We start from the raw sequence: 21,230 nt of genomic DNA on the forward strand, positions 1-21,230 counted from the left end.
ATATTATTGCCCCCATACAATCAATAAACCCCAAATAAATTGGGCACTAAGCCAAACTAGAACAACCATTTGCAAGAACAACCGCACAGCAGTAGATTTAACGTAATCAGTCGTCACTGTCCACACACCAATCCACGTATGTAAAGATAAAGCTACTAATGCCATGACTGTTGCGGCTTTAAAAAAAATATTATGAAATAATGCATGCCACTGCCCAAATTGCAATTGTGGATGCGCAAACAAAAAACCGAAGATAAAAAGACAGTAAAGCCCAAAATAAATGGCTGTAGCTCGCTGAATTAGCCAATCTTTTAAGCCGTTTCCTGTTAAACTGGTGACATTACTTACCATAGCCAAAATCCTAGAAGTAGAGTTAAAATAATTGAAGCTACAATGACTGCAATAGCACTCTGGCGCCCTGCACTTAAGTGCTCACCATAGCCTGCATCCATCATTAAATGCCGAATCCCTGCCAATAAGTGGTAAATTAAAGCAGCCCCAAATGCCCAAAGTATTAATTTTGCAGTAATGCCTGATAGGATATGGCGCACATTAATAAATGAATTTGCTGACCCTAGGGACAAATCAAGGTAGTAAAGAATAATTGGGAAAAGAAGAAATAGCGCTAATCCAGAAACGCGATGCAGAATGGATGCAATAGCCATAGGAGGAAATTTTATTGTAGTTAAATCAAGATTTACCGGTCTTTTTTTATTCACTTTTTAATGTATCCTTTTTAATAACAAACAAAATTGTCAATTCATATCTAATTATGATATAGAAAATCTACTTATAAGTATTTTTAATCTAGTTTTTAAAAATAATACTTATCGCTTACGTAACTGTAAGCCACAGCGTTTAATTACCGTAACAAACTATTAATAACTGCTAGTCTGGTGAGCATTTTACATCAAACATCATAAATTAGGCTAATTGCATTATTTTAAAACGAATCGTTGATGCTTGGGCCTCATGGGCATAGCAAGAATTGAAAGTATACCATTCTGTTTTTTTAGCGCAAAGTATATGTGCAAAGAGAAATAGCTAAGGACATTTTATGTTATTTAGATTTGCTTTAGCCACTATATATGATTTATTTATCATACTGGCCTTACTCATGTTAACAACTGCTCTTTGTATGATTGCCAGTCAGCAAACCTCCATTCCACCAGGAAGTAGATGGTATCAAATATTATTGCTGTTAACTATTTTTACCTATTATTTTATTTGTCTTAGGCTAAGCGGCCAAACGGTAGGGTTAAAGACATGGCGCTTACAAGTTATTTCTACTTATGGCCCTTTAACCATTTATAAACTATGTTATTGGCTAATCCTAATACCACTGGCAATTGGGTATGGAATCATTCGTTTTAAAAAGCCTCAATACTTTCTCGGCAAGTGGACAAGTATTAGGCTAATTTATTTAAATTGAAATCCTGTTAACGTGAAGATTTAGGTCCAGAGCTTGTATGCTGTTGGTAAGGTTGTCGGGGAGATTCGGGTGGGTAACCATACCCTTTATCAGCTATTGTTTTAATAACTTTCAAGTAGCGTTCGCCCCAAGCACCAGGATCAAAATTAGTCACAACCACATTATAGTTTAAATTAATAATTGACTCGAATGCCTTACGTTGCGCTTTTTCATGCCCACCGAAAGCAACTTGCACTTCTGTTTCAGAACTAACCCCACCTGATTTTAAACGCTCTATTAACAAGTAAATCATTTTTTCAATAGTAAAATATAACTTACACATAGACATGCCAGCAGTAAACATATCCTGTGCTTTAGACGTGCTTAAGCGGTTACCTCTATCTATAATAGGATAAACAAATTCATATTCACCATTTCCTAAAGGCTCAGGATTAATGATCAAAGGAGGGGAAATGGGATCAATGGTAGGATTAATAACAAAAAGCTCAAAATCAGCCCAATGCCACCACAGCTGATAAATTCGCTCAATTAGCACAATAGGATCATCGAAATTATCAACTACGATTTTTTGCCTAAGCTCTTCGATTTGTTGTGCATATTCCGGATCAGTGATGTCTATATCGACAGCCATTATCACTACCTGTTTTAACCTTAATTGTATCTTAGCCTAAAATTAGCAGCCAAGCATGGGGTTTAATGACTTATTAATAGAAAAAAAAGTGTAAATTACCTAGATTAAGTAGTTTTTTTGTAAAAAAATCCTAAGTTAATTAATTATTTTATAATACACCAAAGGCTGCTTACGACAACTTTTAAGGCAACCTCGCTGACATCTTAGCTCTTCTTGACAACAAGCAACAATCCCCCGTTTTACCCATACCTCTAGCATAGGTTCTAATGCTAGTAAATCTAAATCAAATTCTCGCGCTAATTGCTGGTTACTAGCTACTTTTTCGCGACGTAAATAATTAAGAATTTGTAAGAGCATGCTTAGTTCCTAAATGAAGAGCGCGATAGCGAAGACCAATTATAAATAGCCCAATACTTATTAACATAAGTATAATCCAAACGAGTGACTGCAAAGGGTGCAAATTAAACCGTGCAATCTGATAAAAAATAACAGCAGACGCATAAGCAATTAGAAATGACCAACTAACCGAAAACCACATTAACTTACGACTAGCTTCCTGCCTAATGGCAGCCATAGTAGAAACACAAGGTATGTAAAGTAAAACAAATAATAGATAAGCAAATGCGCCAGCCTGGCCATCAAAACGACGGCTCATTTCCCCATAAACAGATTGCGAAACCTCATTATCAGGCGCACTTGCTAAAATTGGATTTATCAATGCATGACCTAATTCGGATAAATTTTGCGGAATAGACCACAATGCATCGTGCAATGACTGCCATAAATTAAAAGCACCAGCAGCTTGATAGTGACCTAGATGACTTAGTTGCGCGTACAAAGAATTTAAAGAGCCAATGACTACTTCTTTCGCTAACATGCCGGTTAATAAGCCAACAGTCGCAGGCCAATTATTAGCTTCAATACCCATAGGTGAAAATAAAGGTGTAAGCCACTGCCCCAATAGAGATAACATGGATTGCGTGCTTGCCTCAGCAGCACTAAAACCGCCATCAATAGTCAAAGCATTTAAACCACTTAAAATGACACAAACAGGAATAATTAAACGTCCAGCCCGGGTTATAAAATAACGCAAACGCAAAGACATTTCTTTTAATAAGCGCCCTAAAGTTGGCCTATGGTAGGCAGGTAACTCAAGAATTAAAGGTGAAGAATAGCCGCGTAATGTTGTTTTGCGTAGAATAAAACCTGTAGTAACAGCCATCAAAATGCCTATCATATAAAGGCAGAAAACGATATTTTGCCCACCATATGGGAAAAACGCAGCAACAAAGACAGAGTAAATCGCTAAACGAGCGCTGCAAGACATAAAAGGACTCATTACGATAGTTAGCAGGCGCTCTCTATCTGAATCTAGTGTTCTTGCAGCCATAATTGCTGGCACATTACACCCAAAACCAACTATCATCGGTACAAATGCTTTACCAGGTAGACCGAGTAGGCGCATGATTTTATCAACGACAAAAGCAGCACGCGCCATGTAACCTGATACTTCCAGTAACGCTAAGAAAAAAAACATCGCCGCAATCACAGGAATAAATGTCAATGTCGTTGTAATTCCTACACCAACACCATAAGCAAGTAACGCAATTAACCACGGTGGCGTATGCATCGCTTCTAGCAAATACTTTGGCCCTTGCACAAACAAAGCATTAGATGTGATATCAAAAAAATCTTGCAAAGCACCGCCTATGTTAATTGCAAATAAAAACATTAAATACATAACCGCAAAAAAGATTGGCAATGCCAAATAACGATGTAATAGGACGCGATCTAATTTAGCTGTAAAATGCTCACTGGCATCGCTATGCTTTTTCTGTACTAAGCTTATTATCTGATGAATTTTTTGGTAGCGTGCATCGGCCAACAAAATATCATCATCGGAATTTTTTTTAATTAATTGAACGCTATCTTCTCCTACGTGCGTCGCTATTAAAAAATTATCACCCTCTAGACTGCGCATAGCATAATATTGGGCTAACGTGGCTGGTAATTGCCTTATTCTAATTAAATCTTGTTTAAGACTGTTAAGTCGTTTTTGTAAGTCTGAAGGAAATTGTAAATCAAGAGGACCCGGTGTCTTTGCTGTATGAAGAATGGCTTGCTGTAATTCGTTAAGGCCTACTTTCTTGTGTGCTTGAATAGCAATTACTGGACACTGCAATTGTTGCGCTAAACACGTTATATCAATGGCAATACCACGTTGTTTGGCAATATCAATCATATTAAGTGCCAAAATAACAGGCTTGCCTAATTCTAATAATTGGCTGGTTAAATATAAATGACGTTCTAAATGGCAAGCATCTACGACATTGATGATGACATCAGCAGGTACCGTCACTATGGCGTTAGCAGCAATTTGTTCATCCTGACTTGCCACACATGATGAATTTAAAGAGTAAATACCTGGTAAATCAGTAATACTTATTGATTGATTCGTAAGCGTAAAGGCTCCTGTCTTTTTTTCAACAGTAACCCCAGGCCAATTACCTACTTTCTGATTATCACCCGTTAGTGCATTAAATAATGTTGTCTTACCACAATTAGGATTTCCTATTAATAAAACATGGGTCATATAGGCTCCCATTCTAATTCAGCAGCCTCTTCTTTGCGCAAAGTAATTGAAGTTCCTCGTATATCAATCTGGAGTGGGCAGCCAAGTGGCGCTGCTCTAATTATTTCTATCTCAACGCCTCGAGTCACACCAAGCGATAATAGGCGCTGGCGATAGACTAATTTGGTGTTACCAAAGTCAATAAGACGTACGCGGTCACCTTTAACTAAATCAGTTATACGCATTTTTTTCATTATTTTTTAGCTAAGTTTAGGAAAATTGAAATTTCTGGCTTTATTCTAGCACAAATGATAGCGATAATCATTCTCATTATGAGTAAATAGTAGTTAATGTGCCTGGAATCTAATAGATAATGATTGGTTCTAGATAAGGCTGCTCTTTTTAATCTAGATTTCATACACATGTTATGAACTAGCTTTTATATTGAAGACAAATAAGACATGGCCCGCCTTGGATGACGCTTTATATAATCAATGGATTGCATTTCATGGAGACGACTTTGTGTTCTTTTAAATGCTTGGCTCATTTCACCTTGGGTATAAAGTTCATCAATGGGAACTGCGGCTGAAGCAATTAAACGTATACCTTGATCATACATCACATCAATAAAGTGAATAAGTAAGATAGCAAATACCGTGTCTTGTTCCCCTAATTTTGGAATATCGCTTACAAAAACGGTATCAAAACGTTCAGCAATCTCTAAGTAATCCAACTGACTACGAGGTAAATTACAAATCACTTTAAAATCAAACCAAATAGTGCGATTGCCTAACTTAATATAAGGAATCTCTCGCTTTTGTATCGTTACTATGCCATAAGTTTGTGCATTTGGTGCTAAAAAATCAAACTGTTTACTTAATAAATTGTTCGCTGCTTCTCCTAAAGGAGAAATATACGTTTCCAAATTAAGTTCTCGGCCTAGACGATAATCTCTGTTATCCCCTAGATGCACTACCTCGCAATGCTTCTTAATGGCTGCAATCGCTGGAAGAAAGCGGGCACGTTGAACCCCATTACGATATAAACCATCAGGGGCTACATTTGACGTAGCCACTAAGATTACCTTTCTAGCAAATAATGCTTGCATAAGCTCTGCTAAAATCATGGCATAAGCCACATCATCAACCATAAACTCATCAAAACAAAGCAGCTGCGCTTTTTTTGCAATATCATTGGCAATGCGCTGTAAGGGATTGGGTATGCCTTGCAATTGTCGCAATTGCGTATCTATTTGCTGCATAAAATGATGAAAATGAAAACGCAGCTTCTTTTCTACAGGAATTGATTCAAAAAAAAGATCCATAAGGAATGTTTTACCAACACCTACAGGGCCATAAATATAAACACCAAGAAAAGAATCGCGCTTAAGCCAATTAAACCAACTTTTTTTCTGCAATGCAAAATCGTTAATAAGCCTGTCTAAATGAAATAAAACTTGCCTCTGTAGCGGATTATCTTGAATATCGCCACTAGCAATCGTGGCATCATAGTTGGCAATTAAGCTCATGCCCCTAACACCTGGGCCTGAACAATATCCATAAGTTTAGATTTTAATAATAATAAATTTCCATGAAAGAAATGGCCGGTATCAGCAAAGCGAATAACAGGGATTTTAGGATTAGCTTGGTCAGCAAAATCTAAAACCATAGCCAATGGGGAAATGTCATCCTCATCGCCTTGCAAAATATACCAAGGCTTTGGGGCCGTAAATTCTAAATAATTATAATGATGAAAAGGTGGTGCAATAGTGACTAATAATTTTGCCTCACTTTGCGCGGCCGCGCGATAAGCAACAAAAGAACCAAAAGAAAAACCAGAAAATATAAGCTGAGTATTGGGATGATGCTGTTGCCAAAGCTTACTTAAAACTAACATATCCTCACTTTCACCTATACCCGCATCATACTGCCCCACTGACTGGCCTACGCCACGAAAATTAAATCGCACGGATGGTATTTCCAATTCTTTAAAAGCACGCGCCATCGTCGTTACGACTTTATTATTCATTGTGCCACCTTGCAGCGAATGCGGATGGCCTAATATTGCTACGTAATCTGTATTTATTTGGGCAGGTAAAGTTAATATAGCTTCCAGAGGGCCAGCTTTGCCTTGAAAGAAAAAAGCATGCTCACCTGGGTTATTTAAATTCTCTATAGGCAACATAAATTCTTTTACACGTTTTAAATTAAAGTATTAATAATAACCTATCTTGCAATTTGTTGCGCGTCCTTTAAACTTAATTTGCGCTGACGAACTCGCAGCGACTTAAACCGCTATGCTTCAAAAGCAAAAGGTTGCTTATTAACTTTTCTTGGAGGACTTGATCGATGAGACAGGTACCAATATTATTATCCCTATCTTCATTTTATTTCGCTTATGTCTTTAGGAGTGAAATAAATGAAAATTACTGATTTCATTAAGAAAAAGCAAGCAGGACAAAAAATATCCATGCTTACTTGTTATGATTACCCTTCCGCTAAAATTATTGCTGAGTCTAATCTAGACTGTGTTTTAGTAGGCGATAGTGTCGCCATGGTTGTTCATGGCCATAACAGCACCGTTATGGCAACAATAGAGATGATGGTTTTACACACTGCGGCTGTTGCTCGCGGGATAACGCAGCAATTGGTAATTAGTGATTTACCTTTTCTTTGCCATCGTGGATCACAAACCGAAACCGTAGCTCATGTTAGAAAGTTAATACAAGCAGGCGCACAAGCAATCAAAATTGAAGGCGGGGATGATGACACCTGTCGAACGATTGCCTATTTAGTGACTGCTGGGATTCCTATTCTTGGCCACATTGGACTTATGCCGCAATCAATTCATCAATATGGTGGTTACAAGGTTCAAGGAAAGAATGAAGATCAGGCTATACACTTAGTGCAACAAGCAAAAAATCTAGAAAATGCAGGCTGCTCTGCATTAGTTCTTGAATGTATTCCGCAACATTTAGCAAAAAAAATCACGGATAGCTTAGGCATTCCAACGATAGGCATAGGTGCTGGTGCTGTAACAGATGGGCAAGTTTTAGTTTGGCATGACATGTTAGGATTACAACAAGACTTTGTACCTAAATTTGTCAAGCAGTTTGCTGATGTGAAAAGCACGGTGTTAACAGCTATTAATCACTATGTAGAGGACATTCAACACGTTAAATTTCCCAATGACATATACGCCTATTAAAACTTAGTTTTCTATAGAGCTATCTTCTAAAATGGGATAGCTCAATGATTTGATTGGATACTTAGACGATGCAAATTTTTAATGACTTATGCGAGTGGCTGAGCTTTAGAGCAACTATTTCTCCTCATTTAACGCTTGGTTTTGTGCCAACTATGGGCAACTTACATGCAGGCCATGCTTCTTTAATGGAACGAAGTCGTCAGGAAAATGATTTAACCGTTGTTAGTCTCTTTATTAACCCAACTCAATTTAACCGACCTGACGATTACACTCATTATCCACGTACCTTAGAGGCTGATTTAGAATTATTACAAAAAATTGGCGTTGACTACTGCCTACTTCCTACTGAACAAGCCATGTATCTAGATGGCTATCGCTATAAAATTACCGAGAATAACTTGTCTCAGGTCATGGAAGGAACAAGTCGCCCTGGCCACTTTGATGGTGTTCTCACGGTCGTGATGAAACTTTTAAATATAGTGAGACCTAAGCAAGCTTATTTTGGTGAGAAAGATTATCAACAATATTGTTTAATTCGGGATATGGTTAATGCTTTTTTTATGCCTGTTACGATTAATGTTTGTCCCACCATTCGGGAAACGAGCCAATTAGCCTATAGTTCCCGCAATAATCGCTTAACGTTAAATGAACGGCAGTTAGCTGAACGCTTTGCGATGATTTTTCATCAAGATAAAAATTGTGATGATTTGCTACAAGAGCTAAAGGAAAACAAGATAAATGTCGAATACTTAGTAGAGCATGATAATCGGCGCTTCGTTGCAGTCACTATTGGCAGCGTTCGATTAATTGATAATTATGCTATGAAAAACAAAGAATAAGAAATAATTATGCAATCTCAAAATTTAAGACTATTCTTGTAATAGGATAACACTCATGAAAGGGACTATCATTATGTTAAAAAAATACATGCTAAATTCAGCCTTAGGATTAAGTAGCGTTCTTTTCTCATCTTTTCTTATGGCAGCTGCTGCAAGTGATACTACTAGTGGTAGTTCGACAACGTCTACTAGCCCAAGTTCTACCTCTAGCTCACCATCAACAAGCGGTTCACAAAGTCAAGATACGCGCTCTACTTCATCTCAGGAGTTAACCAAAGATGAGTGGTTAGGCAAATTAAGAGCTGCTGTACCTGATCTTATTTGTAAAGGCTTTTTACAAGATGACACCCTTAGCAAACGCTTAACAGAAGTTAACATTAACTATGATAAATGTGTTACTTTAATACCAGCAAGCGTTGATAAATGTGAAAAAGAACTTTACTCGCAAATTCCTGCTACCATTAACCAAGAAAGCGCAGGAAAATGGGGTCATTCTATAGGTGAATGTATTGGAAAAGACTTCGCACTAAAGCATTTATTTAATAACAATAGCAGCAGTAAACAACAATAAGTTTCTTTAAAATAATTAAAAGTCAGTTAGGGTAAAACTCTAACTGACTTTTCTTTTAGAATAGTTCATTTAAATTTCTACTTAAATCTCTGTCATTAATTCTTAGTTAATTATTTAACCTAACTTTAAAATACCACGTATAATTAAGTTATAGGGCGCGTTATTAACTTAACACTGACCTAAATCTAACTATTTAAATTAATGGATTTGATTACATCAGGCATGTAGGGATTGGCTATGAAAGAAAAACATTTTGCTTATAAAATAAAAAGTGATGCTGCAGGTTTAGTATGTACTTATGCTGAAATTGAGAAAAATAAAATGCTCGATCTTTTACAGCTAGTACAAAAGGACCACGAAATCGGGCTTTATTGGGTTTTTAAACAGTTAGATAATCAGCCTAAAGAACCATTATGTATTATAGATTGTAGCCAAAAAAGAGTATATTACCACTATTCGGGCGATGTAGAGGATTTAGACGATACTATAAAAAAATTATCCAAATAAAACCAATTTTTAAACTAGGTATCTATGCAGCATCAATTCAATAAATAGCGACACAACAGCGCTTATTTCAGGGCCTTTGTGTCGCGTCCATATTACGCTGTAATTTTTTTCTCACCAATTTGAGTAGTACGAGAAACAGGCAAACTAGTTGGGTAATTCTTAACAATAAAATCAACTAATTTTTCTCTAACTTCACAACGTAAATCCCAAGCCTCCCCAGGGGTGCGAGCACTTGATAAAACACGTAGCTCCATCACCCTATCTTGTAACTCACTGACTTGAATGCTACATACTTTCCCATCCCAAAGAGATGAAATTTGTAAAACTCGCTTTAATTCATCGCGCAGTTTATCAATAGGCAAAGTAAAGTCTACATACAAATAAACCGTACCAATTAAGTTATTAGTTTCCTCACGACTCCAGTTCTGAAAAGGATGCTCTAAAAAGTAATTAGTTGGCACAACTAAACGTCGCCAATCCCATAATTTAATAATGACATTACGAAAATTGATTTCTTCGATAACACCAAATTCATTTTCAATTACTACCGCATCGCCTATCTTAATAGGTTGTGTTAAGGCAATTTCTAATCCTGAAAATATGCTAGCTAAAGAACGTTGCGCCGTAAATGTTAAGACTAAACCAATTACCCCAGCTGTAGTTAAAACGCTCGCACCTAACGCTCGCACATTATCAAATAACATTAAAATAGCACCAGCTGTTAGGATAGCAATGATTGCCATGGCAATTCGTTTTAAAATCAACGTTTGGGTAAATACTTTTCTAGCTAAAACATCATTTTCAGATTTACTTGTATAATGCTGTAACAGTAATTGCTCAGCAATATGGATTAATTTAAATAAAATCCAAGAAATAGCGCCGATAATCAAACTACTACTCAATTTTTCTAAAAAATATGAAAATTGACTAGGTAGTCCTAAATAAGGAACTAACGCATTAAATACAATTAAGAAGACAATCGTTTTTAATACACTCGAAAAGAAAGGTAATAAAATACGTATTGTCTGATGTGCCGTTAATAACGATGTAGACAATAGATAATGAGTAACCTTATTTATTACTCTGGTAAACAACCAGTAAAAGCTTAAAGCTAAAGAAAAATAATAAGTAAATTGCTCAATAATATTAAGTGTAGGTAAATCAGTTTTATCAACAATAGAATAAATGTATTTTTGATAAAAATAATTACCTAAGGTAGCCAACACTATTATTAAAATAGGCGGTAAAACAACACTTCTAAATTGGGGCGACATCGGTTTGAAATTACCTCCAATAATAGTGGGTTTACTCATTACGCTAGACATATCTTTCTCCTAATTATTATTGACCCCATGTCATCCAATCTATGAAATTTAAAATTAACAATCTAAATGGTAATTATTTGCGTTAATTAATTATCCTGAATTAATTCATTCATAGTTAAAGTTTGCTCATTATTACCATCTCGTAAAGACGTTATAGCAATAGAATTATTGGGCAAAGATACCACATTTACAAAATCGGCACTTTGCTTATAGGTAAGCCATTCTGTATCGTGAGCTAGGATATACTTACAGGCTTCTTCAATGAAGAAGTCTCGCTTATTAATTCCTGCCCATTGACAATATTGTGTAACTTGATCATATATTTTTGCACTCATCCTAATACGAAATTGTGTTTTTTTCTGCGCAGTAGGCTCTCGATTTATAAGCATAATTACCCTCCTATAATCTATAAAATTTTGTGACAAAATAAATTACCTTTATTTTGCCAGATTTTTAAAAATCATACAACTCAATTTTTGTCATAGCCTATTTGACATTAATGTCACAAATTATTTGTTAAGGGTTGTTCAAATACCGGCTAATCTGTTAACCTTAGGTGTGGCGGCTAGGGCCACGCAACAACGCTTTAATCATAACTCATTTTGATTTCCTAATAGTCAAAAAGAATAAAAATTGATGTTACCTATAGTCATTTATTTTTTAGAGGTAAACCTATGGCATTATTAAGACCTACATTCGAGGGGTTAGGATCTGCAAGTGGGGTAGCTTGGCCCATTTTTGGTATGGTTAGCTCAGCTTTGAGCCTTGGTATAGGCGGAGCAGCTACTTTTTTACTAGGTGGCGTATGTGGCACAATATTTTTGTTAGCTAGTCTACCTATCATGTATTTATCCTATAAGAAGTCCAAACAGGAACAGGAGCAATTTAATAAGAAACAAGACCATTATGAAGCGCTCTTACTAAATAATTTAAGTGCACTTTTTGCTAAAACTAAGCAATATAAAGGCTTAGATTCTGCTGCCGACTTTTATGACTTCTTAAATAAGAAAATCAAAGAATTAAACGACGAAAATACAAAAGACAAAAAATTAATTGCTAACTTATTAAATTATTTAAAATTGCAATCAATATATGATTTTTATAAGCACTCAGACTCAGAAACATTTGATGCTGTTTTAAAGGCAAGAATTAATCAATTTTTACTTAATCAACTTAATGAACAAAGCCACCTAGTTAATAACTCTGATAAAGGACAAGCCGCTTTTTTAGGGTTTGTGGGGGCCTTTGGTACTATAGCTGGTGGCTCTGCGGGATTTACTGGACTATTAATAGGTTTAGGCCTCATGGCAAGTTTTAGCGTAATACCCTGGGCAGCGTTTGCAATTATTATTACTGCTGCAATAATTGGGACTTATGTCGCATTAGATGCTGTAGAGTTAACAGAATTCAATGCGGCTAAAATGTATTGGTATAAATCGACTAAGACTTTAGGTAATTTCCTACAAAAGTTAAATGCAGAGATTGAGGCTAAGCCAATTCTAGAAGAGCTGCCAGCTCCGGTAAATTCTATGAATACTGTCACTAACGCTAAATCTCATCCTCATAAAGACCCTAATTTATACTCTAACTCTTGGACTTCGCAAAAGCCTAATGAGGCAATTATCACCAAGGCCTATCCAAAACGATTTTTTAAAGAACAAGATAACTTTACTCAAGATGAGGCGAGCAATTTACCAACTGCGGTATTTACGTATAGTTAGCTCAATAAATTCCACAAAAGCTCATAATTGATTGCGCCACTAGTTAATTAATCTTGTGGGAATAATATTAGAAAAAATAGCCTTTAAGCGAGCTGGGCAAATGATTAAAGCCAACTTAAACACAGTTGGCTTTAATCTTGAGGGATTGTTCTCCAATTAGGAACAATTTAAGTTAACCAATTGCTCACCATTATTCATTAAGCTTAATTTTGAGCGTGCTTCTAATTCAAAATGAATTGTATCACCGAGATGTAGAACAACAGTCATTGCATTTCCTTCTGGAACAATCAACCCATTTATAATTGCTCTCTTTTTCAATGCTGTCATAATAATAGGATTTGCTTCATTGCCCTTAGCGCGTACTTTACAACTTAAGTTACGAGTACTAAACCAATTACCTTCTAAAGTATATTGATCATGAGGGAGCAGATCGTAGCCTTTAGAAAAACCGCTATTTATTGCGCCTTGGCTGGCAAATGTGTTCGCAGCAAATAAGACACTGGAGCCTAGTAAAAATGCACTTATTGTTCTTATTTTCATGATACAACTCCTATTTATATTTGTTCAATGTAGTTTATTTTCTTAAAAGATTGTAGAGGGCAAAACCTACTCCACCAGCAATCAGTAATGCACTTAAAGGCTTCTCTTTAACTTTATTTAGAATTTCATCAGAGTTAACTTGCAGATAATCTTTTGCCTCATTAACAATTTTCTTACTTTCGTTATAAAGCTCACCAGCTGATTCTTTGACCTGATTATAAAAATCTTGGGTTTTCTCCTCACCCTTTTCAACGGCTTCACTTACTTTTTTTTCCCCTTGGCGGTAAGCATCTTCCGCTTTCTGCTTACCTTCTTCATAAAAATGATTTACTTTTTCTTTTCCGTTCTCAAAAGCTACTCTATTATTGTTAGACATTTCATTTTTCCTTAGTTAAATCAAGTTAACGCAATTAAGATTTATGGTCGTTATCTTATTTTCTTACAATAAGATTATTTTGAACTACTCTAACTCCCTCTATTTGGCTAGCCATTTGACCTGCCTTAATTTTCTGCTGATATGTTTTAACAAAACCACTTAGAAGAACTGTACCTTTATCTGTTTCCACATGGATTCGTGAAGCAGGTAGGCCAGAATTATTTACCAGAGCTGCCTTTACTGAAGTAGTAATCGCTGCATCGGAGCTATACTGATTAACACTTCGTTCGCCGGACATAACTTGACAACCTGAAAGCATGAGCAATGAACAGCCTGCTAGTATACCGACAATGTTTTTCTTCATAGAATTACTCCTTTATTTACAACAATGTATTGAGTCAGGTTTATTTCTAAATAAAAGTGACAACTTTAAGTTACACGTTTGAGCAATATATGTCAAATAATTTAAGTCAGAAAGTTAAAATTATTGTTAGATATTTTTTTACATGATATAAGACACTTATTGTCTTTGCATTTGTCACATCAACCTAAGGTATAAATTATGCTTATTGTCCCAGAACCGGCTACACAAAAGAAAATTGCATTTCGTATTCGTATGAATGTCAAAACACATGAAGAAATAATGAAGTACTGCCAATGGGCGGGAATTACTTACCGTGATTTTTTTATTGAAGAAGCATGTAAATATATTTTAGCGAATGACAAAAAGTGGAATGCCTATAAGCAAAGTAAACAAAAAACAATCGAGGATCTAAATTAGCCAGCACAGACAAATCCCTTTGTCGCCACTTCTGTTTTCGATTAAATATATAGCGCAGTATTAATTGATGAATTCAATATAGGACTTAGCATGTCTTGCCATCAAAGCAATGCAATAATGAAAAGACTAGTTTGATATAGAAAATCATAGTTTTTATATCAAACTGAAGTTTAAGCTATTTAATTCATTGCTTTTAAATAAGCCTCGTTTGCTAAGGTTAACTGTTTTTGTAGTTGGCCTAATTCAGCCTGCAGCTTTAATTTTGACTCACCATTTAAATTTTGTGATTGAGCAAGTGTTGCGGCTAAAGCGTCTTTTTGCTGCGTTAATAAAGTAATTTGCTGTTCTAGATTTTGTAGCCATTGTTGGCGAGTTGTTAATCTATCAAGAGTAAAGTCGGCTACTTCTGAGGTCACTTTTTTCTTAGAATGTTGCTGACATACTGAAACTAAAACATTTATCTTCTGATTAATTTGTAACGCTAAATAATGTGCTACACGTAAGTTTGTTTGTTGACTTAGGGTATTGATATCTGTTTTAACTTCCTTACTATAAGCTTGGATGTCATCTTTAGGGTGACAGCGAAACAAACCATTGGGAAATACCCGAGAGTTGAATGATAATTCAAACTTACTTAGTTGCCATTCTAATTCAGGAAGGCGTGCTAAGAGCGTTGTTAATAATAAGTTAACTGACATCCGTTACTCCAATAGGTTTGCAAACGCTTTGAACCAATTGGAAAACCACAATCATAAAGTAGCATCTCAAACTTATAAAATTCATACATCCTACGCGGATATGATTGTCCTGTATCCATTGCGTCTTCTTAAGCAACTTCTAATTGTTTTTTAGAGTTAATTTTACTTTTTTGAAATCTAGTACTGATAAAGGGTGGTAAGCACATTACAACTAAACCAAATACTAAGGTTAATTCATAGCGAGTAATGCTACCAATATCAATAGTATCAGGAGGTATAAAACTAACGACTAAAGTAGCTAATACACCGATAATGCCTATCCCTGATACGATTAACATACCTAATAGCCCGCCCGGTATTTTAAAAAGCCGCGGTTTTTTTGGATGGCTTATCCTAAGCTTAATAGCTGCAACAAACATAATCAAATACATCAACATATATAATTGCGCAGCTAATGCCGTTAACAACCAATAGGAACTATTAACACTGGGCATAAAAAGAAAGAGGGCAGATAGCACGGTAACAATAATTGCTTGAATGATTAGAATAACGATAGGTGCACCATGCTTATTAGATCGTCGAAATATTTCTGGCAAATTTCCTTCCGAAGCTGCGACCATTAATCCTTTTGTTGGTGCGATTATCCAATTACTTACCCCACCTAAACCACCCATAATCAGCATTAACGCAATAATTGGCATCAGCCAAATTAGATGATAACGTCCAAAAAAAGCATTAAATGCCTGCATGATGCCAGCAACTAAGTTAATTTCTTTATTTGGTAAGACAATTGCAATTGCTAACGAGCCCAGAATTAACGTTACTAGAATAATTGCTACTGAAATAACTAAAGCCCGCGGAAATGCATATTGAGGGTTATGAACATCATTTGCATGCACCGTAGCAATTTCGATACCGCAAAAAGACATCATAATTGCTGTTAAGGAAACCCATAATGAGCTTTCATGCCCTTGTGGCAATATGCTATGCAAATTAAATTGAATTTGAGAAGGATTATTGCCTAATAACCATACTATACCTAAGGCAATAATTAATGTCATAGGCACAATTAACCCTGAAATCGCACAGATATTACTAAAAAGAGCTGCTGATTTCATACCACTAATATTAATCCAAGTGACAATCCAAAAAGACGCGGTAATAACTAACCACAGAAAGACAGGGTTGGTAACCAATGAAGGATTAATTAGATAGCCAATTGTACCCGCGACAAAAGATAGGATAGTGGGATACCAAATAACATTTTCAATCCATTGTAGCCAAATAGCTAAAAATCCAGCTTTTTTACCAAAAGCTTCTTTAACCCAAATATAAATTCCACCTTGCTCTGCCCATCCTGAGGCTAATTCTGCAGAAACTAATGCCGTAGGAATTAAGAAAAATAAAGCACCAAGCAGAAAGAAAAAAATCAGTTGGCTGCCAAATAAAGCGGTAGCAGGTAAATTACGGATACTATCAACTGATCCAACAGTAATCATAGTCAGGCTAAAAATACTCAATACATGCTTGTTACTCATTGCATTCCTTCTTGCTCTTGAAAACGCGCTAATACATGATTATACGTGGCTTAGCTTAAGAAAACATTATAATAGAATAAAAAATAGACAAATTTGCTAGTTTACTGCACTCTTATCTTTTTGTAAATTATGAAAACTGCCATAATAATTTATGGTTGTAAATTAATATGTTTCTAAAATTATCTTTTTCTACTGAATTCACTTTACAATAATGTGAATTCGACACAAAAACTATGCCATGGCTTTTGTGTCATTAAATGAATTTTTATCCCGTAAATGTATATTATTCATACGGATTTTAGAAAAAAGCTCAGTTCGATATAATCTAGTTACTATTTATCGAACTCACATTAACTAATAAACGGCGTATTGCTGATGAACAATAATTTATTAACCCATGTTTTTATTTTTCTAGCCGCAGCTGCAGTTATTGTTCCCATTGCTAGTCGTTTTAAATTAAGTTCAGTATTAGGTTATTTGATTATTGGAGTACTAATAGGACCTTTTGGATTTAAGCTATTAGGAAATGCTGAACAAATTATGAGCTTTGCTGAATTCGGTATCGTAATGATGCTTTTCTTAATTGGACTAGAACTTGAACCAAAAATGCTTTGGCGCTTAAGAAAAGCGATTGTGGGTTTAGGCAGTTTACAAGTTATTCTGACAACGACACTGCTTGCAATTCTAGGTATTTTGTTGGGTTATAAGTGGCAAGAAAGCTTAGCAGTAGGTATGGCACTTGCACTTTCCTCAACAGCGCTTGTTTTACAAATGCTTGAAGAAAAGAATTTATTACGCACCGCCGAAGGTGAAACATCATTCGCCGTTTTACTATTTCAAGATATTGCTGTTATTCCTATTTTAATTATCTTGCCCCTGCTTGCGCCTTATAATGTTTCTAACTTTTCTAATTTACCTCCAGAATTTATAGATTTTCCCAGATGGCTTCATGCCTTATTTGTCATTGGCATTATTAGCCTTATTATCTTGATGGGTCATTTTTTATCTCATCGTTTATTTTTTATTCTTGCTAAAACTAACCTGCGCGAGGTTTTTACAGCAGCATCTTTGGCTATTGTGATTGGCATTACCTTGCTCATGCAAATCGTTGGCGCCTCACCTGCGTTAGGCGCCTTTATTGCAGGCGTAGTACTCGCTAACTCTCAATATAAACATACGCTAGAAATGGATATAGAGCCTTTTAAGGGCCTGCTCTTAGGCTTATTTTTTATTTCAGTAGGCATGAGCATGGACTTTAATCTTTTTAGAGAGCAGCCCTTAACCATTATTACTACGGTTTTTACGGTTATTATTATCAAAGCAAGTGTATTAATTATTTTAGGGTATTTATTTAATTTAACTAGCGTCCAACGAATTGGCTTTGCCCTGGCATTATCACAAGCTGGAGAATTTGCTTTTGTCGTGTTTCAATTTGCAGACCATGTTAATGTTATTTCAAAATCAAATGCTCATTTTTTTAATTTTGTCGTAGCCCTTTCTATGGCACTTACACCTTTCTTGATGTTATTTTATCATCGCTTTATCGTTCCTCGATATCTCAGTACTATTCCTTTACGAAACTTCGATACAATTAGGGAAAGAAACTCGATTATCTTAGCTGGCTATGGTCGCTTTGGTCAGATTATCGGCCGTTTTTTGCGAGCCCAAGATGTTCATTTAACGGTCTTAGAGAAAGATCCAGAGCAAATTGAACTGTTACGTAAGTTTGGCTTTCAAGGTTATTTTGGCGATGCTACTCGCCTAGATTTATTACGCAATGCCGGTGCTAATGAAGCTAAAATACTTATTGTCGCCGTAGGAAGCAGCGAGACCTCACTTAAAATTGTTAAAATAGCTAAGCAATATTTTCCTAATTTGAAGATTTATGCACGCGCTCATAATCGGCGCCATGCCTATGAACTTCACAAAGAAGAAGTTAATTATTTTAGACGCGAAACATTTGACTCTTCACTTTTAATGGCACGTGAGGTGATGGTTGGGCTAGGTTATAGTGCTGATAGTATTCGACGCAAAGCAAAGATTTTTGCTGATTTTGACGAAAAATCATTACAAGAATCATTCGAATTTTTTGAGAAAGAGAGTGAGTTAATTCGATTTTTTCGTTATACCAATATCGAGTTAGAGCGAATTTTGCAAAATGATCAGCAAATTGAAAGCCTCTATAGGCGGCGTAAGACATATAAAGCCAAATAAAAAATACCTGAAATCGACACAAACACTATGCGAACGTTTGTGTCGCTAAATGAAGTATTTTTATCTTGAGCTCACATTAATTAAGCAATTTTTCCTGCAAAACGCTCAATACTGGCCATAATTTCTTTATGGGCTGCCTCTATACCATCCCACCCATCAACTTTGACCCACTTCCCTTCTTCTAGATCTTTATAATGCTGAAAGAAATGCTCTATAGAGAGTAACAAATGTTGGGGTAAATCATTATAGGTTTCAACATTAGAATAGATTTTAGTTAATTTATTAATAGGAACTGCGAGTAGTTTTGTGTCCTCACCTGCCTCATCAGTCATATTTAACATGCCAACGACTCGGCAAGCAATGGTTGCACCATTTAATAAGGGTACAGGCGCCACAACTAATACATCAACAGGATCGCCATCCTGGGATAATGTATTAGGAATATAACCATAATTTACTGGGTAAAACATGGCTGTAGACATGAAGCGATCGACACGTAAAGCGCCACTATCTTTATCAACCTCATACTTAACTGGAGCCCCATACATAGGAATCTCAATGATAACATTAATCTCGTTAGGGACATTACGACCACTAGTAATATTCATTAAGCTCACTTTAGTCCATCCAAATTTAAAAACAGCGTATTATGCGCAAAACTGCTTTAAAAGGCAAAATATCTTACTATAAATTTATTGCATCTTAGATAAGATTAGTTAATTTCTCTATCATTTAAACCCTTACACCATCTTAATCCAACGCTTATACGGTAATTTTTTAAATACTCTTTTTTCCTCGTGCTATAAGAGTATAATGCTAATTTAATTAATTGTTCATGGAAGCTTATGGATTGCTTATTTTGTAAAATTGCGCAAGGTGAAATTAAGCCAAATCTTGTTTATGAAGATGCAACGATGATTGCCTTTCATGACATTCACCCACAAGCACCGACACATGTATTAATTATTCCAAAAAAACACATTGCTACAATTAATGATCTAGCAAATGAAGATGAGCAATTAGTAGGTCAAATGATTTTAAAAGCTAAACATATTGCTAAGTCTGAACAACTGAATGAAGACGGTTATCGCTTAGTTTTTAATGTTAATCCCAGTGGTGGGCAAACTGTTTACCACATTCATTTACATTTACTGGGCGGCCGGCAAATGACCTGGCCTCCAGGGTAGGACATTGTTCATGCATGATTTATACAAACAAATTTTAGAGCAAATTGGTGAAGATCCCGAGCGCGAAGGGTTGCGAGACACCCCTCAGCGTGCAGCTACTGCAATGCACTATTTAACGAAAGGGTATAGTGAGAAACTAGAAGATATAATTAACAATGCGCTGTTTATTTCAGACATGAGTGAAATGGTCATTGTAAAAGATGTTGAGTTATATTCACTATGCGAACATCACTTATTACCCTTTATTGGAAAATGCCATATAGGATACATCCCACATGGCAAAGTTTTGGGCTTATCGAAACTTGCCAGGATTGTTGATTATTATGCCAGACGTTTGCAAATCCAAGAACGCTTAACTTCAGAAATTGCTCACTGCATTGAGGATATCACAGGCGCACGTGGCGTTGCTGTTGTTATTGAAGCAAAGCATTTATGCATGATGATGCGTGGTGTTGAAAAACAAAATTCATCGATGGTCACCTCAGTTATGCTAGGCGAAATGCGAGATCACTCCATTAGCCGTAGCGAATTTCTAAAATTAATTCGCTAACTTCTTTTATTATAAGTTAAGAGAAAAATAGAAATATAGGTGGGCTAAACGCCTAAGAGTCAAGGTAGAGGCAGGCAGAGGTAAATTTGCTCCCTTTTTGGACGCGCCGAAACCATCCATGCGGCTCGATGTCGCGCATCCAGGCACAACTTCGTTCCAAAAAGTGCCCAAACTTACCTCTGCTGCGAGACCGTAAGTACGCTAAACATCGTATTTTCTATGGTGCTAAGAGAACTATTTGCTTAGCCTGACGGCTATAGGGTACAGGCCCGAAGGACTAAAACCCCGGTACTTCATCCCCACCCCAGCTACTTTATAATGAGCCCGCTCTGCAAAACGCCTAACTACCTCCTCTATCAGACTAAAGATAAGTACGGATACCGTGGTCAAAGCACGGTATTTCGGACTACGGGATAGTGGTAGGCACAATAAGTAAAAGGAAAAACTGTATGACTGCGGCTTGACCGCGGTATCCAAGGATACAGGAAGATATAGAGCCCATACCAAGGCTTAAGCATTTTATGGGATAACATTCGGTTCG

General features: G+C 36.1%; 26 protein-coding genes. 10 read left to right on the forward strand and 16 right to left on the reverse strand.

Going from position 1 to position 21,230, the window contains the following annotated elements; genetic code table 11:
- Positions 1 to 3: 3 nt before the first annotated feature.
- Together sdhD and sdhC are read right to left on the reverse strand one after the other, a co-directional pair.
- The gene (gene sdhD, locus DYE47_RS13005) at positions 4 to 351 is read right to left on the reverse strand and encodes a succinate dehydrogenase, hydrophobic membrane anchor protein (protein WP_115303769.1); all 348 of its coding nucleotides are present in this window, start codon (positions 349 to 351) and stop codon (positions 4 to 6) included.
- Positions 345 to 719, reverse strand: a complete 375-nt coding sequence (gene sdhC, locus DYE47_RS13010; RefSeq protein ID WP_115303770.1) for a succinate dehydrogenase, cytochrome b556 subunit — start codon at positions 717 to 719, stop codon at positions 345 to 347. The genes sdhD and sdhC overlap by 7 nt, the downstream gene beginning before the upstream one ends.
- 338 nt (positions 720 to 1,057) lie before the next feature.
- On the opposite strand from sdhC, the gene DYE47_RS13015 reads away from it, so the two are divergent.
- Complete coding sequence (locus tag DYE47_RS13015; RefSeq protein ID WP_115303771.1) at positions 1,058 to 1,432, forward strand: RDD family protein; 375 nt, start codon at positions 1,058 to 1,060, stop codon at positions 1,430 to 1,432.
- Positions 1,433 to 1,439: 7 nt separating this feature from the next.
- On the opposite strand, the gene DYE47_RS13020 is transcribed toward DYE47_RS13015, so the two are convergent.
- From DYE47_RS13020 to DYE47_RS13045, 6 genes are all read right to left on the reverse strand, one after another.
- Complete coding sequence (locus DYE47_RS13020; RefSeq protein WP_115303772.1) at positions 1,440 to 2,063, reverse strand: virulence factor; 624 nt, start codon at positions 2,061 to 2,063, stop codon at positions 1,440 to 1,442.
- Positions 2,064 to 2,198: 135 nt separating this feature from the next.
- Positions 2,199 to 2,420, reverse strand: a complete 222-nt coding sequence (locus DYE47_RS13025; RefSeq protein ID WP_115303773.1) for a FeoC-like transcriptional regulator — start codon at positions 2,418 to 2,420, stop codon at positions 2,199 to 2,201.
- Positions 2,401 to 4,656: a Fe(2+) transporter permease subunit FeoB gene (gene feoB, locus DYE47_RS13030; RefSeq protein WP_115303774.1), complete on the reverse strand. Its 2,256-nt coding sequence runs from the start codon at positions 4,654 to 4,656 to the stop codon at positions 2,401 to 2,403. The genes DYE47_RS13025 and feoB overlap by 20 nt, the downstream gene beginning before the upstream one ends.
- Positions 4,653 to 4,880, reverse strand: coding sequence for a FeoA family protein (locus tag DYE47_RS13035; RefSeq protein WP_115304095.1), 228 nt, complete (start codon positions 4,878 to 4,880; stop codon positions 4,653 to 4,655). The genes feoB and DYE47_RS13035 overlap by 4 nt, the downstream gene beginning before the upstream one ends.
- 194 nt (positions 4,881 to 5,074) lie before the next feature.
- Complete coding sequence (zapE, locus tag DYE47_RS13040; RefSeq protein ID WP_115303775.1) at positions 5,075 to 6,163, reverse strand: cell division protein ZapE; 1,089 nt, start codon at positions 6,161 to 6,163, stop codon at positions 5,075 to 5,077.
- Positions 6,160 to 6,819, reverse strand: a complete 660-nt coding sequence (locus DYE47_RS13045) for an alpha/beta hydrolase (RefSeq protein ID WP_115303776.1) — start codon at positions 6,817 to 6,819, stop codon at positions 6,160 to 6,162. Before DYE47_RS13045 ends, zapE begins: the two co-directional genes overlap by 4 nt.
- A 234-nt stretch (positions 6,820 to 7,053) precedes the next feature.
- Here DYE47_RS13045 and panB point away from each other — a divergent pair, with 234 nt between their 5' ends.
- The 4 genes from panB (at position 7,054) to DYE47_RS13065 (ending at position 9,759) form a co-directional block, all read left to right on the forward strand.
- The gene (gene panB, locus DYE47_RS13050; protein WP_115303777.1) at positions 7,054 to 7,842 is read left to right on the forward strand and encodes a 3-methyl-2-oxobutanoate hydroxymethyltransferase; all 789 of its coding nucleotides are present in this window, start codon (positions 7,054 to 7,056) and stop codon (positions 7,840 to 7,842) included.
- A 68-nt stretch (positions 7,843 to 7,910) separates the two neighbouring features.
- Positions 7,911 to 8,681 (forward strand): pantoate--beta-alanine ligase, encoded by a 771-nt coding sequence (gene panC / locus DYE47_RS13055; protein WP_115303778.1) that lies wholly within the window; start codon positions 7,911 to 7,913, stop codon positions 8,679 to 8,681.
- A 55-nt stretch (positions 8,682 to 8,736) separates the two neighbouring features.
- Positions 8,737 to 9,252 (forward strand): hypothetical protein, encoded by a 516-nt coding sequence (locus DYE47_RS13060; RefSeq protein WP_115303779.1) that lies wholly within the window; start codon positions 8,737 to 8,739, stop codon positions 9,250 to 9,252.
- 237 nt (positions 9,253 to 9,489) lie between these two features.
- Positions 9,490 to 9,759 carry a hypothetical protein gene (locus DYE47_RS13065; RefSeq protein ID WP_115303780.1) on the forward strand — a complete coding sequence of 90 codons (270 nt, stop codon included), beginning with the start codon at positions 9,490 to 9,492 and terminating at the stop codon, positions 9,757 to 9,759.
- Between the two features lie 92 nt (positions 9,760 to 9,851).
- Here the strand turns inward: DYE47_RS13065 and DYE47_RS13070 are convergent, their stop codons facing one another.
- Positions 9,852 to 11,084 carry a mechanosensitive ion channel family protein gene (locus DYE47_RS13070; RefSeq protein WP_115303781.1) on the reverse strand — a complete coding sequence of 411 codons (1,233 nt, stop codon included), beginning with the start codon at positions 11,082 to 11,084 and terminating at the stop codon, positions 9,852 to 9,854.
- 86 nt (positions 11,085 to 11,170) lie between these two features.
- Positions 11,171 to 11,473 (reverse strand): hypothetical protein, encoded by a 303-nt coding sequence (locus DYE47_RS16235; RefSeq protein ID WP_176579715.1) that lies wholly within the window; start codon positions 11,471 to 11,473, stop codon positions 11,171 to 11,173.
- 285 nt (positions 11,474 to 11,758) lie between these two features.
- On the opposite strand from DYE47_RS16235, the gene DYE47_RS13085 reads away from it, so the two are divergent.
- On the forward strand, positions 11,759 to 12,805 hold the full coding sequence (locus tag DYE47_RS13085) for a hypothetical protein (protein ID WP_131750089.1): 1,047 nt from the start codon (positions 11,759 to 11,761) through the stop codon (positions 12,803 to 12,805).
- Positions 12,806 to 12,961: 156 nt separating this feature from the next.
- Here the strand turns inward: DYE47_RS13085 and DYE47_RS13090 are convergent, their stop codons facing one another.
- Genes DYE47_RS13090 through DYE47_RS13100 form a run of 3 tightly spaced genes read right to left on the reverse strand, consistent with a single transcriptional unit; the run spans position 12,962 to position 14,085 of the window.
- Positions 12,962 to 13,345 carry a hypothetical protein gene (locus tag DYE47_RS13090; protein WP_115303784.1) on the reverse strand — a complete coding sequence of 128 codons (384 nt, stop codon included), beginning with the start codon at positions 13,343 to 13,345 and terminating at the stop codon, positions 12,962 to 12,964.
- A gap of 34 nt (positions 13,346 to 13,379) precedes the next feature.
- Positions 13,380 to 13,721 carry a hypothetical protein gene (locus DYE47_RS13095; protein ID WP_115303785.1) on the reverse strand — a complete coding sequence of 114 codons (342 nt, stop codon included), beginning with the start codon at positions 13,719 to 13,721 and terminating at the stop codon, positions 13,380 to 13,382.
- Positions 13,722 to 13,776: 55 nt separating this feature from the next.
- The gene (locus DYE47_RS13100) at positions 13,777 to 14,085 is read right to left on the reverse strand and encodes a BON domain-containing protein (protein ID WP_115303786.1); all 309 of its coding nucleotides are present in this window, start codon (positions 14,083 to 14,085) and stop codon (positions 13,777 to 13,779) included.
- Positions 14,086 to 14,283: 198 nt separating this feature from the next.
- Between DYE47_RS13100 and DYE47_RS13105 the strand changes: the two genes are divergently transcribed.
- Positions 14,284 to 14,502, forward strand: a complete 219-nt coding sequence (locus DYE47_RS13105) for a hypothetical protein (protein ID WP_115303787.1) — start codon at positions 14,284 to 14,286, stop codon at positions 14,500 to 14,502.
- 179 nt (positions 14,503 to 14,681) lie between these two features.
- Here the strand turns inward: DYE47_RS13105 and DYE47_RS13110 are convergent, their stop codons facing one another.
- Positions 14,682 to 15,200, reverse strand: a complete 519-nt coding sequence (locus DYE47_RS13110) for a hypothetical protein (protein ID WP_115303788.1) — start codon at positions 15,198 to 15,200, stop codon at positions 14,682 to 14,684.
- Between the two features lie 128 nt (positions 15,201 to 15,328).
- A complete protein-coding gene (locus DYE47_RS13115) occupies positions 15,329 to 16,738 on the reverse strand; it encodes an APC family permease (RefSeq protein ID WP_115303789.1) in 1,410 nt (469 codons plus the stop codon).
- Positions 16,739 to 17,113: 375 nt separating this feature from the next.
- Here DYE47_RS13115 and DYE47_RS13120 point away from each other — a divergent pair, with 375 nt between their 5' ends.
- A complete protein-coding gene (locus tag DYE47_RS13120) occupies positions 17,114 to 18,952 on the forward strand; it encodes a monovalent cation:proton antiporter-2 (CPA2) family protein (RefSeq protein ID WP_115303790.1) in 1,839 nt (612 codons plus the stop codon).
- 80 nt (positions 18,953 to 19,032) lie between these two features.
- Here DYE47_RS13120 and ppa read toward each other — a convergent pair whose 3' ends face one another.
- On the reverse strand, positions 19,033 to 19,569 hold the full coding sequence (ppa, locus tag DYE47_RS13125; RefSeq protein WP_115303791.1) for an inorganic diphosphatase: 537 nt from the start codon (positions 19,567 to 19,569) through the stop codon (positions 19,033 to 19,035).
- A 228-nt stretch (positions 19,570 to 19,797) separates the two neighbouring features.
- Here ppa and DYE47_RS13130 point away from each other — a divergent pair, with 228 nt between their 5' ends.
- Positions 19,798 to 20,139 carry a histidine triad nucleotide-binding protein gene (locus tag DYE47_RS13130; protein ID WP_115303792.1) on the forward strand — a complete coding sequence of 114 codons (342 nt, stop codon included), beginning with the start codon at positions 19,798 to 19,800 and terminating at the stop codon, positions 20,137 to 20,139.
- Between the two features lie 10 nt (positions 20,140 to 20,149).
- Positions 20,150 to 20,689 (forward strand): GTP cyclohydrolase I FolE, encoded by a 540-nt coding sequence (gene folE / locus DYE47_RS13135; protein WP_115303793.1) that lies wholly within the window; start codon positions 20,150 to 20,152, stop codon positions 20,687 to 20,689.
- Positions 20,690 to 21,230: the final 541 nt, after the last annotated feature.

The sequence above is a fragment of the Legionella beliardensis genome (genome assembly GCF_900452395.1).
Classification (GTDB): domain Bacteria; phylum Pseudomonadota; class Gammaproteobacteria; order Legionellales; family Legionellaceae; genus Legionella_C; species Legionella_C beliardensis.

Excerpts from the sequence above, each read along its gene's own strand:
- sdhD (WP_115303769.1), bottom strand. The coding sequence starts at position 351 with ATGGTAAGTAATGTCACCAGTTTAACAGGAAACGGCTTAAAAGATTGG.
- DYE47_RS13015 (WP_115303771.1), top strand. The coding sequence starts at position 1,058 with ATGTTATTTAGATTTGCTTTAGCCACTATATATGATTTATTTATCATA.
- DYE47_RS13020 (WP_115303772.1), bottom strand. The coding sequence starts at position 2,063 with ATGGCTGTCGATATAGACATCACTGATCCGGAATATGCACAACAAATC.
- DYE47_RS13025 (WP_115303773.1), bottom strand. The coding sequence starts at position 2,420 with ATGCTCTTACAAATTCTTAATTATTTACGTCGCGAAAAAGTAGCTAGT.
- feoB (WP_115303774.1), bottom strand. The coding sequence starts at position 4,656 with ATGACCCATGTTTTATTAATAGGAAATCCTAATTGTGGTAAGACAACA.
- DYE47_RS13035 (WP_115304095.1), bottom strand. The coding sequence starts at position 4,880 with ATGCGTATAACTGATTTAGTTAAAGGTGACCGCGTACGTCTTATTGAC.
- zapE (WP_115303775.1), bottom strand. The coding sequence starts at position 6,163 with ATGAGCTTAATTGCCAACTATGATGCCACGATTGCTAGTGGCGATATT.
- DYE47_RS13045 (WP_115303776.1), bottom strand. The coding sequence starts at position 6,819 with ATGTTGCCTATAGAGAATTTAAATAACCCAGGTGAGCATGCTTTTTTC.
- panB (WP_115303777.1), top strand. The coding sequence starts at position 7,054 with ATGAAAATTACTGATTTCATTAAGAAAAAGCAAGCAGGACAAAAAATA.
- panC (WP_115303778.1), top strand. The coding sequence starts at position 7,911 with ATGCAAATTTTTAATGACTTATGCGAGTGGCTGAGCTTTAGAGCAACT.
- DYE47_RS13060 (WP_115303779.1), top strand. The coding sequence starts at position 8,737 with ATGAAAGGGACTATCATTATGTTAAAAAAATACATGCTAAATTCAGCC.
- DYE47_RS13065 (WP_115303780.1), top strand. The coding sequence starts at position 9,490 with ATGAAAGAAAAACATTTTGCTTATAAAATAAAAAGTGATGCTGCAGGT.
- DYE47_RS13070 (WP_115303781.1), bottom strand. The coding sequence starts at position 11,084 with ATGTCTAGCGTAATGAGTAAACCCACTATTATTGGAGGTAATTTCAAA.
- DYE47_RS16235 (WP_176579715.1), bottom strand. The coding sequence starts at position 11,473 with ATGCTTATAAATCGAGAGCCTACTGCGCAGAAAAAAACACAATTTCGT.
- DYE47_RS13085 (WP_131750089.1), top strand. The coding sequence starts at position 11,759 with ATGGCATTATTAAGACCTACATTCGAGGGGTTAGGATCTGCAAGTGGG.
- DYE47_RS13090 (WP_115303784.1), bottom strand. The coding sequence starts at position 13,345 with ATGAAAATAAGAACAATAAGTGCATTTTTACTAGGCTCCAGTGTCTTA.
- DYE47_RS13095 (WP_115303785.1), bottom strand. The coding sequence starts at position 13,721 with ATGTCTAACAATAATAGAGTAGCTTTTGAGAACGGAAAAGAAAAAGTA.
- DYE47_RS13100 (WP_115303786.1), bottom strand. The coding sequence starts at position 14,085 with ATGAAGAAAAACATTGTCGGTATACTAGCAGGCTGTTCATTGCTCATG.
- DYE47_RS13105 (WP_115303787.1), top strand. The coding sequence starts at position 14,284 with ATGCTTATTGTCCCAGAACCGGCTACACAAAAGAAAATTGCATTTCGT.
- DYE47_RS13110 (WP_115303788.1), bottom strand. The coding sequence starts at position 15,200 with ATGTCAGTTAACTTATTATTAACAACGCTCTTAGCACGCCTTCCTGAA.
- DYE47_RS13115 (WP_115303789.1), bottom strand. The coding sequence starts at position 16,738 with ATGAGTAACAAGCATGTATTGAGTATTTTTAGCCTGACTATGATTACT.
- DYE47_RS13120 (WP_115303790.1), top strand. The coding sequence starts at position 17,114 with ATGAACAATAATTTATTAACCCATGTTTTTATTTTTCTAGCCGCAGCT.
- DYE47_RS13130 (WP_115303792.1), top strand. The coding sequence starts at position 19,798 with ATGGATTGCTTATTTTGTAAAATTGCGCAAGGTGAAATTAAGCCAAAT.
- folE (WP_115303793.1), top strand. The coding sequence starts at position 20,150 with ATGCATGATTTATACAAACAAATTTTAGAGCAAATTGGTGAAGATCCC.